General features: G+C 46.5%; 10 protein-coding genes. 6 read left to right on the forward strand and 4 right to left on the reverse strand.

Annotated elements, in window-relative coordinates; all coding sequences use genetic code 11:
* The first annotated feature begins 150 nt into the window (after positions 1-150).
* From B5F78_RS14220 to B5F78_RS14230, 3 genes are read left to right on the forward strand one after another with little or no spacing between them, the layout of a single operon-like run.
* Positions 151-1,287 carry an endo-1,4-beta-xylanase gene (locus tag B5F78_RS14220; RefSeq protein ID WP_087407030.1) on the forward strand — a complete coding sequence of 379 codons (1,137 nt, stop codon included), beginning with the start codon at positions 151-153 and terminating at the stop codon, positions 1,285-1,287.
* Between the two features lie 48 nt (positions 1,288-1,335).
* Positions 1,336-2,310 carry a glycoside hydrolase family 43 protein gene (locus B5F78_RS14225; RefSeq protein ID WP_087407031.1) on the forward strand — a complete coding sequence of 325 codons (975 nt, stop codon included), beginning with the start codon at positions 1,336-1,338 and terminating at the stop codon, positions 2,308-2,310.
* Positions 2,307-4,319 (forward strand): alpha-glucuronidase, encoded by a 2,013-nt coding sequence (locus B5F78_RS14230; RefSeq protein WP_087407032.1) that lies wholly within the window; start codon positions 2,307-2,309, stop codon positions 4,317-4,319. The genes B5F78_RS14225 and B5F78_RS14230 overlap by 4 nt, the downstream gene beginning before the upstream one ends.
* Positions 4,320-4,533: 214 nt before the next feature.
* Here the strand turns inward: B5F78_RS14230 and B5F78_RS14235 are convergent, their stop codons facing one another.
* The 3 genes from B5F78_RS14235 to xseA all read right to left on the reverse strand — a co-directional run bounded on the left by B5F78_RS14235 (position 4,534) and on the right by xseA (position 7,169).
* Positions 4,534-5,553: a branched-chain amino acid aminotransferase gene (locus B5F78_RS14235; protein ID WP_013619206.1), complete on the reverse strand. Its 1,020-nt coding sequence runs from the start codon at positions 5,551-5,553 to the stop codon at positions 4,534-4,536.
* Between the two features lie 78 nt (positions 5,554-5,631).
* Positions 5,632-5,850 (reverse strand): exodeoxyribonuclease VII small subunit, encoded by a 219-nt coding sequence (gene xseB, locus B5F78_RS14240; RefSeq protein WP_087212528.1) that lies wholly within the window; start codon positions 5,848-5,850, stop codon positions 5,632-5,634.
* A 20-nt stretch (positions 5,851-5,870) separates the two neighbouring features.
* Entirely contained in the window at positions 5,871-7,169 is a 1,299-nt protein-coding gene (xseA, locus tag B5F78_RS14245) for an exodeoxyribonuclease VII large subunit (protein WP_087407033.1), read from the reverse strand.
* Positions 7,170-7,333: 164 nt separating this feature from the next.
* On the opposite strand from xseA, the gene B5F78_RS14250 reads away from it, so the two are divergent.
* A complete protein-coding gene (locus B5F78_RS14250; RefSeq protein ID WP_022039308.1) occupies positions 7,334-8,686 on the forward strand; it encodes an MATE family efflux transporter in 1,353 nt (450 codons plus the stop codon).
* 136 nt (positions 8,687-8,822) lie between these two features.
* On the opposite strand, the gene B5F78_RS14255 is transcribed toward B5F78_RS14250, so the two are convergent.
* A complete protein-coding gene (locus tag B5F78_RS14255) occupies positions 8,823-10,754 on the reverse strand; it encodes an NAD(+) synthase (RefSeq protein WP_087407034.1) in 1,932 nt (643 codons plus the stop codon).
* Positions 10,755-10,931: 177 nt separating this feature from the next.
* Here B5F78_RS14255 and B5F78_RS14260 point away from each other — a divergent pair, with 177 nt between their 5' ends.
* Complete coding sequence (locus tag B5F78_RS14260) at positions 10,932-11,351, forward strand: Fur family transcriptional regulator (protein ID WP_022039310.1); 420 nt, start codon at positions 10,932-10,934, stop codon at positions 11,349-11,351.
* A gap of 62 nt (positions 11,352-11,413) precedes the next feature.
* On the forward strand, positions 11,414-11,965 hold the full coding sequence (locus B5F78_RS14265; protein ID WP_022039311.1) for an NADH peroxidase: 552 nt from the start codon (positions 11,414-11,416) through the stop codon (positions 11,963-11,965).
* Positions 11,966-12,216: the final 251 nt, after the last annotated feature.

Raw genomic sequence — 12,216 nt, forward strand, 5'->3', positions numbered from 1 at the left:
ATCTGACGAAGAACAGGAGCGAAAAGAACCAAAAAATCGCCCAAAGCACACACGAAAACAGATACATCAAGCCAAGAAAAACTTTTTGGAGAAATTCAAAACAGCTTCTCAGTTAACTGAATAAACAAATAACTTAAAAAAACAAAATCCATGAAAGTAAAACACATTGCATCTGCTATTCTGGCAGCAACGTTCGTTGCAGCATGTAGCGGATCTAAAAACACTGTTCCACAAGAGCTTACACTGAAAGATGCCGTAGGCGACCAGTTCCTTATCGGAACGGCAGTAAATGTCCGTCAAGTAGCTGGAAAAGACACGAATGCTACCAATATTGTGAAACACCATTTCAATGCCATTGTTGCTGAAAACTGCATGAAAATGGAAGAACTCCATCCGTCAGAAGACGTGTACGACTTCAAGGCTGCGGATGATTTCGTAAAGTTCGGTGAGGAGAATGGCCTGACCATGACCGGCCACGTACTGATTTGGCACTCGCAATGTCCTGAATGGTTCTGTGTGGACAAAAACGGAAAGAACGTAAGCCCCGAAGTTTTGAAACAACGCATGAAAGACCATATCTATACCATAGTAAATCATTTCAAAGGAAAGCTGAAAGGATGGGACGTGGTAAATGAAGCCATTATTGAGGACGGCTCGTACCGCAAGAGCAAATTTTATGAAATCTTGGGTGAAGAATTCATTCCTTTGGCATTCCAATACGCACACGAGGCAGACTCCACCATCGAACTATATTATAACGATTACGGAATGGATAACCCCGGACGCCGCGAAGGAGTTGTAAAACTCATCCGCAGCCTGAAAGAAAAAGGTTTGCGCATCGATGCTGTCGGTATGCAAGGACACATGGGTATGGACTATCCGAAAATTGAAGAATTCGAAAAAAGTATGCTTGCTTTTGCAGCAGAAGGTGTGAAAGTAATGATTACCGAATGGGATATGAGTGCCTTGCCTACCGTATCACGTACAGCCAATATATCGGATACAATCGCCTTCAAGAAAGCGCTGAATCCGTATCCGGATGCATTACCCGATTCTGTATCGCAGGCATGGAACGCCCGCATGAAACAATTCTTTGAACTGTTTGAAAAACATGCCGATATCGTAGACCGTGTGACAGCATGGGGAGTAACCGACGGAGATTCCTGGAAAAACGGTTTCCCTATCCGAGGACGTAAAGACTATCCGCTGCTCTTCGACCGCAACTACCAGCCCAAGCCGTTCATCACGGAAATGATAAAAGAAAAGGAAACAAACACACCCCAATAACACAGAAGAAAAACTTAAAAAACTTATAAACATAAAAAACTCATAACCATGAAAAAAGAAGCAAGATACCTCGTACCGAATGATTATATGGCAGACCCGTCTGTACATGTCTTTAACGGCAGATTATACATTTATCCCTCGCACGACTGGGAAAGTGGAGTTCCCGAAAACGACAATGGCGACCATTTTAATATGAAAGATTACCACGTATTCTCTACCGATGATGTAATGCACGGTGAAATCACCGACCACGGAGTTGTATTGAAAGTGGAAGATATCCCTTGGGCAGGACGCCAGTTGTGGGATTGCGACGTGGCTTTCAAAAACGGCAAATATTACATGTATTTCCCGATGAAAGACCGTAATGACATTTTCCGTCTGGGAGTAGCCATAAGCAACAAGCCCGAAGGTCCGTTTATTCCCGAAGCCAATCCGATGTGGGGAAGTTATAGCATCGACCCCGCCGTATTCTGCGATGAAGACGGAAGCCATTACATTTATTTTGGAGGTATCTGGGGCGGACAATTGCAACGCTACCGGGATAATAAGGCACTGGAAAGCGCCATCCTGCCCGAAGGCAACGAACCAGCTCTGCCCGGACGTGTGGTAAAACTCCGTGACGACATGATGCAGTTTGCCGAAGACCCTCGCCCCGTCCTCATTATCGACCAGGAAGGAAACCCACTGAAAGCCAATGACCCGCACCGTTTCTTCGAAGCATCGTGGATGCACAAATACAACGGGAAATACTATTTGTCATATTCTACGGGCGATACCCACTTCTTGTGTTATGCTATCGGAGACAATCCATACGGACCGTTCACCTATCAAGGAGTTATCCTCACACCGGTAGTGGGATGGACCACACATCACGCCATTGTAGAATACAAAGGCAAATGGTACCTCTTCCACCACGATTGTGTACCCTCTGGAGGAAAAACATGGTTGCGTAGTCTGAAAGTAGTAGAACTGGAATACGACGCAGAAGGAAAAATCATCACTATTGACGGAGGAGGAGAATGATACGAATGTTGCTTCTCAGCATATGCTTGCTGCTTGCTGGAGAACGGCTGTCCGCAGAAAACGGCAGCCGCCTCTGGCTACGGCAGGACACTACAGCAAATGCTAAGGTAGAATGTTCACTGCATTCTCATACACTGGATATAGCTTGCTCTGAACTGAAACGGACATGGAAAGGCACTCCTGTATCACTTGAGCTGTTCAATGATGCTACCCACACCGCTTTAGGACCCGAAGGTTATACCATCCGGTCGGGGAAAAACGGTATCACACTTGGGTCCATCTCCGAAAAAGGTCTGCTTTATGCCACCTATCACCTCTTACGACTTCAAGCAACCCAGCAAGACACTCAGTCACTCCATATCGAAGAACGTCCGGCGTATCCCATACGAATCCTCAACCATTGGGATAATCTGGACGGTACCATCGAACGTGGATATGCCGGACATTCACTTTGGAAATGGGACAAACTGCCAGCGACACTTTCTCCCCGTTACGAAGCATATGCCCGTGCCAACGCCTCCATCGGTATCAATGCTACAGTGTTGAATAATGTCAACGCCTCACCCGAAATGCTGGACACGCCTTATCTGAAGAAAGTAAAGGCACTGGCTGATATTTTCCGTCCTTACAACTTAAAAGTATACTTATCGGTAAATTTTGCTTCGCCGATGATTATAGGCAAATTGGCTACTGCCGACCCGTTGGATCCCCAAGTAGCAAACTGGTGGAAGCAGAAAGTACACGAAATATACAGTCTGATACCCGATTTCGGAGGTTTTCTGGTAAAAGCCAATTCTGAAGGCCAACCCGGACCATGCGATTATCACCGCACTCATGCCGAAGGCGCCAATATGTTGGCAGAAGCCTTAAAACCTTATGGAGGCATTGTAATGTGGCGTGCCTTTGTGTACAGTCCTTCTGATAACGACCGTGCCAAACAAGCCTATCTGGAATTTCAGCCCCTTGATGGAAAATTCCTCGACAATGTCATTGTACAGGTAAAGAACGGTCCGATTGACTTCCAGCCGCGTGAACCTTACAGCCCACTCTTCGGAGCGATGAAACATACCCCATTAATGGTGGAGTTTCAAGTAACACAAGAATACCTGGGACACTCCAACCACCTGGCTTACCTGGCACCGATGTGGAAAGAATTTTTCCAATATGTAAAACCGGAAAGCATACGTGCCATTGCGGGCGTATCGAATATCGGAGACGAAAGTAATTGGTGCGGACACGATTTTGCACAAGCCAACTGGTATGCCTTCGGACGCCTGGCATGGAATCCGGAACTTTCTTCGGAAAGTATTGCCGATGAATGGCTGGCACAGACATTTACAGCCAACCCTCAATTTATACATCCCGTAGAGGATATGATGATGCAGAGCCGTGAAGCCGTAGTAGACTATATGATGCCCCTCGGACTACACCATATCTTTGCCTGGGGACACCACTATGGACCTGAACCTTGGTGCACCATTCCCGGAGCACGCCCCGACTGGCTTCCCTCTTATTACCACCAGGCCGACCGTAAAGGACTTGGATTTGACCGTAGCCATACCGGAAGCAATGCCGTGGCACAATACCCCGACTCACTGGCGCGTATGTTCGACTCCATCGATACCTGTCCCGAAGAGTTCCTGCTTTGGTTTCACCATGCACCGTGGACACATACCATGAATAACGGAACTACTTTATGGGAAGAATTATGCCGCCATTACCAACATGGTGTAGACAAGACACGGAACTTCTGCCAGACTTGGGAGGAAGTAAAACCTTATGTGGATACAGAACGTTGGAATGCCGTAAACGAACGGCTTCAAATTCAAACCAATGATGCAGTGTGGTGGAAAGATGCTTGCCTGCTCTACTTCCAGCAGTTTTCAAAAATGTCTTTTCCGAAAGATATAGAGCGTCCTGTACATAAATTGAAGAAATTGATGAAGGTAAAACTTCCCATCAGCAATTACGAACGGCCTACGCCTGAAATGCTACCGAAAATAAAGTAAAAAACAAATGAATGCACGCAAACAGCCAATATATACTCCTGAAAAATGAATATATACTGCATCAGCGGTTGAATATATACTGCATCGGCGGTTGAATATATACTGCGTTTGCAACCCAACCGAATTGGCTGATTGCAGAGATTCATTTAATTGATATTCAAAAAAAGAGGATATGCATATCTGCATACTCTCTTTTTTTTACGTTACCGAAGCATCAGTCCACCATCATCACCCATCCGTACGGGTCGGGTTCGTCACCATACTGGATGGCACGCAGCTTGTGGTAGAGCTTTTCGCTGATGGGGCCCGGCTTGCCGTCTTTCGAAATGACATACGACTTGTGGTTCTCCAAATCATCGATACGTTCTATCGGGCTGATGACCGCAGCCGTACCGCACGCGCCGGCTTCTTCGAACGTTTCCAGTTCCTCTTCGGGGATAGGACGGCGTTCTACCTTCAAGCCCATGTCCTCTGCCAGCTGCATCAAGCTCTTGTTGGTAATGGACGGCAGGATAGAAGTAGAAAGCGGAGTAACATACGTATTATCCTTGATGCCGAAGAAGTTGGCTGCACCGCACTCGTCGATGTATTTCTTTTCTTTTGCATCGAGATAAAACTCGCACGCATAACCCGCATCATGCGCCATCTTGTTGGCACGCAGGCTGGCTGCATAGTTTCCACCCACCTTGTATGTACCTGTACCGAGCGGAGCAGCGCGGTCGAACTCACGGATAATCACATACGAGTTCGTAGCAAAGCCTCCTTTAAAATACGGGCCTACCGGAGTGACGAATATCACAAACAAATATTCACTTGCCGGATGTACGCCTACCTGTGCCCCCGTCCCGATAAGCAACGGACGGATATAAAGAGCCGCACCGCTTTCGTAAGGCGGAATGAAACGTTCGTTGGCTTTCACCACTTTGCGTACAGCTTCGCAGAACAACTCCGTCGGAAGTTCGGGCATCAAAATACCCCGGCATGTGCTTTGTAAACGTTCTGCATTGGCTTGCGGACGGAATACACGGACCTTGCCGTCTTTGCCGCGGAACGCTTTCAACCCTTCGAACGCTTCTTGCCCGTAATGAAGGCAAGTAGCCGCCATGTGGATATTCAATGTCTCCTCCGAGCACAATTCCAATTCTCCCCATTTCCCGTCGCGATAATAGCAACGTACGTTGTAATCTGTCTTCATATACCCGAACGGCAGATTAGCCCAATCGATTTCTTTCATGCGAATAATATGTTTTAAATGTTACATTTCGTTATAAACAATGCAACAAATGTAAGAGTTATATTTACAAAATCCAATTTAATCCGCACTTTTTTCTTCTTTGCTTCCTTCATCAAGCATCTTTTTGATTTCCGCATCCGCCTTATAGAGTTTTTCTCTACAATATTTAATCAGACGCTGAGCTTCCTGTAAGCGGCCTGCCAGCTCATCGATGTCCAGTTCATTGCTTTCAATCTGCGCCACGATTGCTTCCAGCCGTTTCATCGCTTCAGAATATGTTTCTTTTTTGGTTGCCATAATATATAATGAAAACTTACCTATAATACCTTACTTTTAAACTCTCCTTTTGCTACTCGCGTCACTATCTTGTCACCCGGCGAGAGCAAAGCTGGGTCTGTCACCGCCTTACCGTCTTTCAATGTAATGCTATATCCTTTCTGCAACAGCAGGTCGGGAGATGCCGATTTGACTTGTTGCTCAATCAACAGCAGATGCTGGGTTTCCCGTTGCAGACGTGAACAGAGCACCACGCCCAACCGTCGGTCTAATTGCAAACGATAATCTTCCTTAATCAAACGGGTCTGCCAAGCCAAATGCATACGCTTCAACAAACGTTCCTGACGGAATCCTTCATCCTGCAAACGCATTTGTACACGTGCCGGAATACGTGCCACCCAATGTTCTAAACGTTCTTTCTGCCGTTCTAACCAAGCAGGCACTTCCTGATAAAAGAACGACACATATTCATCCAGCCTACCAGCAGTCTCACGCAAATGATTGATTAAGAACTCGGCAGCAGCCGTAGGAGTCTTTACCCGCGTATGCGCCACCATGTCAATCACCGTATCATCGCGCTCATGGCCGATACCGGTAATGATTGGCAAAGGAAACTGAGCACAATTCGTTGCCAGTTCATACGTATCGAACCCTGACAAATCTGATGTCGCTCCACCTCCACGGATAATCACCACTACATCCCAATGTTCCAGCTCGGCATAAACCCGGTTTAAGGCACGGATAATGGAATCCTCGACCTGCTCGCCTTGCATCACCGCCGGAAACAATTTGGTATAAAACACAAACCCGAAAGCATTGCGCTCCAACTGGTCGCAAAAATCTCCATACCCCGCCGCCGTGGGCGAAGATATCACGGCAATGCGTTGGGTAAGTTCGGGCAATTCCAACTCCTTATTTAATGTAAGCACGCCTTCTTCTTCCAAGCGTTGCAAGATTTCTCTTCTCCGCTTTGCCATATCCCCCAGCGTATACGTAGGATCGATGTCGATAACGGTAAGCGAATAGCCGTAAAGCTCATGAAAATCCACCGTTACTCTTACCAGCACTTTCAGCCCTGCCACGAATGCCTGTCCGGTTTCCCGCTCGAAATAAGGCTTCAGCTCACGGAATACATTGCTCCAGACAATGCCCCGCGCCTTGGCAAGCAAGGCATTGCTCTTCGGGTCTTTCTGTACAAATTCCAGATAGCAATGCCCCGAATAGTTGGTCCGCACATCACTCAGCTCCGCCTGCACCCAATACGCATCGGGCATGGACAAGCGGACACTTTGGCGCACCAAGGCATTCAATTCGTATAAAGATAGAGGAGTATGTTCCATAAAAGTCCAAAATTCTTGGGAGCAAAGATACAATTAATAAATGAAGAACGAAGAATGAAGAATGAAGAATCGCTTCGCCCGCATGGAATTCTTCATTCTTCATTCTTCGTTCTTCATTAATTTTGATTACCTTTGCACCCGGATTTAATGGTAAAAAGAGTTTTATGTCACAAAAAGGAACCGCTTCCGAATTAGGCACACAACCTATCGGCAAACTATTGACGCAATATGCCGTCCCTGCCATCATCGCCATGACGGCTTCTTCACTTTACAACATGATAGACAGCATCTTCATCGGGCACGGTGTAGGCGCTATGGCCATCTCCGGACTTGCCATCACATTCCCCCTGATGAACCTTGCCGCCGCATTCGGCTCGCTGGTTGGTGTAGGTGCTTCTACGCTGGTTTCGGTGAAGTTAGGGCAAAAAGATTATACTACCGCCCAGCATATCTTGGGCAATGTCGTATCGCTGAATGTCCTTATCGGCATCGGATTCACGATTCTTTCCCTCTTGTTTCTCGAACCGATTCTATATTTCTTCGGAGCGAGCGAAGCGACCATCCCTTACGCACGCGATTACATGATTGTCATCCTCTTGGGCAATGTGGTGACACACATGTACCTGGGGCTGAACTCGGTGCTCCGCGCGGCGGGTTATCCGCAAAAGGCGATGTTCGCCACAATCATGACCGTCGTAATCAACACCATCCTTGCTCCGATATTCATCTTCGTGTTCCATTGGGGCATCCAGGGAGTGGCGTTGGCTACTGTACTGGCGCAAATCATCGCCCTGACATGGCAAATCAAGCTTTTCTGCCGGAAAAACGAACTGCTCCGCCTGAAGAAAGGCATTTACCGCCTGCAAAGCCATTTGGTGCAGAACATCATCGGCATCGGGCTGGCTCCGTTCTTCATGAACATAGCCGCCTGCATGATTGTCATCTTAATCAATAAGGGATTAAAGCTGTACGACGGAGACCTTGCCATCGGAGCGTTCGGTATCGTGAACCGCATCAGCTTCCTCTTCGTCATGATTGTCATGGGGCTGAACCAAGGCATGCAGCCCATAGCCGGATACAACTACGGCGCACGCCAATACGGACGCGTGAACCAGGTAATGAAAATCACCGTGATAGCCGCCACTATCGTAACGACAACCGGTTTCCTGGTGGGCGAACTGATACCCGAACTCGTGGCAAAAGCCTTTACCACCGACCAGACCCTGATAGACCTTTCGGCACGCGGGTTGCGCATCACGGTAATGTTCTTCCCCATCATCGGATTCCAGATGGTCACGTCAAACTTCTTCCAAAGCATCGGCATGGCAAAAAAAGCCATCATCCTTTCGCTGAGCCGGCAGGTGATGATACTTATCCCGCTCCTGCTGATTCTCCCGCTCTTCTGGGGTGCAGACGGCATCTGGTTCAGCATGCCCATCTCCGACCTTGCAGCCAGCATCATCGCCGCCATTATGCTCTACCGCCAGTTCAAGCTATTCAAACAGAAAACGATATAAAAAATCCGGGTGGGATAACAGCAGAAACGCTATTCACCCACCCGGAGTCTAACTTGAATAATGTGCTTTCGGAATGCCATCACGGATAGCCGCAAAAAATTATCTGCCATTTCTATCCAAACACTTTCCACGCATCTCAACTCACCTCTTCACATTCGCGAAGCCACAGCGTTGCACTGGCATCGCTCGGCATACGCCAGTCACCACGCGGACTTAGCGATACGGAACCCACCTTCGGACCATCGGGCAGACAAGAACGCTTAAACTGCTGACTGAAGAAGCGACGGAAGAAGTTCGACAACCATTTCTTAAGAGTATCATCATCGTAAGTACCACGGAAAGCTACTTTTGCCAGATAATAAATTTTGGCGGGACGGAAACCGAAACGCAAAAAATGATAAAGGAAAAAGTCATGAAGTTCATAAGGACCTACCAAGTCCTCGGTCTTCTGCCGGATATTGCCATCCTCATCAGCTGGTATCAGTTCAGGACTGATAGGGGTATCAATGATATCGAGCAGCGTAGCACGTGAACCGGCATCTACCGTTTCTGCTACCCACGTAACCAGATAACGTACCAAAGTCTTTGGAATACCGGCATTGATTCCATACATCGACATATGGTCGGCATTGTAAGTACACCAGCCCAAAGCAAGTTCGGAAAGGTCGCCCGTACCAATTACCAATCCCCCTACCTTGTTGGCATAGTCCATCAGAATCTGTGTCCGCTCACGTGCCTGCACGTTTTCATAGGTCACGTCATGCACATCAGGATTATGTCCGATATCTTTAAAATGCTGAAGGCAGGCATCACGAATGCTGATTTCACGTGAGGTAACCCCCAACGACTCCATCAGCGCAACAGCATTGCGATGAGTACGTCCTGTGGTGCCGAATCCTGGCATCGTAATGCCGACAATGCCCTTGCGCGACATCTCCAACTTGTCGAATGTCTTGACACATACCAACAACGCCAACGTAGAATCAAGTCCTCCCGAAATACCTACCACTACCGTCTTGCATCCTGTGTGTACCAACCGCTTTGCCAGCGCTGCTACCTGAATGGAAAAAATCTCCTCACATCTGCTGGCAAGCATCTGCCCCCCTGCCGGGACAAACGGATGTGGGTCTATCCGCCGAGTAAGTGTAAAATCTTTCTCCAATACCCTTTCGGTCTGTATAATCTTTATCGGCTCTCCTTGATACTGACTTATGTTGGCGGCAAAAGTTGTATTCACCAAACGTTCGCCCTGCAAACGTTCTACATCGATTTCACTTACCACCAGTTGCCTGTCAAAAGAAAAACGGTCGGAAGCTGCCAACAACGTACCGTTTTCGTATATCAGCGCATTACCCGCAAACACAACATCGGTAGTAGACTCGCCAAAACCACACGAAGCGAACACATATCCAGCCAAACAACGTGCAGATTGCTGAGCAAGCAACGAACGAAGATACTGATGTTTGCTGATATTTTCGGTATCGGCAGAAAGATTGAAAATGATATCGGCTCCTTTAAGAGCCAATGCCGAACTAGGCGGGACAGGCGCCCACACGTCTTCGCACAACTCTATGCCGAACCTTGTCTCGGCAGTCTCAAATAACAAATGAGGACTGACCGGAACGTTTTGCCCGTAAAGACGAACGGTAGACTCACCATCAAGCGAAGTGGCAGGAGCAAACCAGCGATGCTCATAAAATTCCTTATAATTGGGTAAATAAGTCTTGGGCACAGCTCCCAGAATCTTTCCTTTCTGAATAACTACGGCACAGTTCAGCAACATCGAGTCTACCCGAAGCGGCATACCCAAAATAGAAATGATATCCAACTGACGAGTATTGTTGAGCACGCGCATCAGTGCCATCTCTGCCTGCTCAAGTAACAATGCTTGCCCAAATAAGTCACCACACGAGTATCCAGTGAGGTTTAATTCGGGAAAAACCAATATCTGCACCCCGTTCCCCTCTGCCTTCGCTATCAGGCTTTCTGCCTGCTCTGCATTGTATGGGCAATCGGCTACCTTCACCAAAGGAATAGCGGCTGCCACTTTCACAAAACCATATTTCATAAGTATGTCATTTAATATCTTGGCTTACATCGGACAAAGATAATATAAAATAAGGTGTATCCCTTATCCATATTGAAAAAAAGTAAAAAAAGCATCTGTTATTTTGTACATAAAGAAAATATTTATACCTTTGCCAATGATTTAAAGTTGTAACAATTACAAATAAGGAATAATAAGATGAACGTTTACGAATATCTGCTCAGTTACCAAATCAAGCCGTCCGTACAACGCATTGCCATTATGGATTACTTGCTGAAGCATCATACTCATCCGTCCATCGATGAGATTTATATGGCTTTATGCCAAGATATTCCTACATTGTCGAAAACAACTGTCTACAACACCCTGAAACTGTTTGTAGAACACGGTGCAGCCCGCATGTTGACCATTGACGAACGGAATGCTTGCTTTGACGGAGACATATCTGTACATGCACATTTCCAATGTAAAGTATGCGGTAGAATCACGGACATCCCTCTATCGGCAGAAGAACCGGATGAGATTAAACATATGAAAAAAGAAGGTTTTCAAATAGAGGAAACACACCGATACTATAAGGGTATATGCCCTGAATGTTTGAAAATGAACAAGAACTGACCTAGGCCTTTGGCCATAGGCAAAAAACAACTAAATAACTAACAACTAAAAAACATTGAATTATGAAGAAATTTATCTGTACTGTATGTGGTTACATCTACGAAGGTGAAACAGCTCCTGAAAAATGTCCTTTGTGTAAAGCTCCCGCTTCCAAATTCAAAGAAATGGAAGAAGACAACAACGGTCTGACATTCGTTGACGAGCATGTAATCGGCGTAGCCAAAGGTTGCGATGAAGAAATGATTAAAGACTTGAACAATCACTTTATGGGTGAATGTACTGAAGTCGGCATGTACTTGGCAATGAGCCGTCAAGCTGACCGCGAAGGTTACCCCGAAGTAGCTGAAGCTTTCAAACGTTATGCTTGGGAAGAAGCTGAACATGCTTCTAAATTCGCTGAATTGCTAGGCGACTGTGTATGGGATACCAAGACTAATTTGGAAAAACGTATGAACGCAGAAGCTGGTGCTTGCGAAGATAAAAAACGTATTGCGACTCGTGCTAAACAGTTGAATCTGGACGCTATCCACGATACAGTTCATGAAATGGCAAAAGACGAGGCTCGTCACGGAAAAGGTTTCGAAGGTTTGTACAACAGATATTTCAAGAAATAATCTGAGTTCTATTTTAATGCAAAAGAGGTCGGAAAATTCCGATCTCTTTTTTTTATCTTTCCACATATATAAAAACGAATCACGGTCCGGAAAGAAAAAACTTCGGCTCTCATATCATATCATATCATATCATATCGGACATATCGAGTAGGAGGTAAACACTAATCATAGGTGTTTATCTCCTATTTTCATGTTTACCGACCTCTCACACCACCGTACGTGCCGTTCGGCATACGGCGGTTCCTATTTTG

Origin of the sequence: Bacteroides sp. An279, assembly GCF_002159615.1 — a bacterium.
GTDB classification, from domain to species: domain Bacteria; phylum Bacteroidota; class Bacteroidia; order Bacteroidales; family Bacteroidaceae; genus Phocaeicola; species Phocaeicola intestinalis.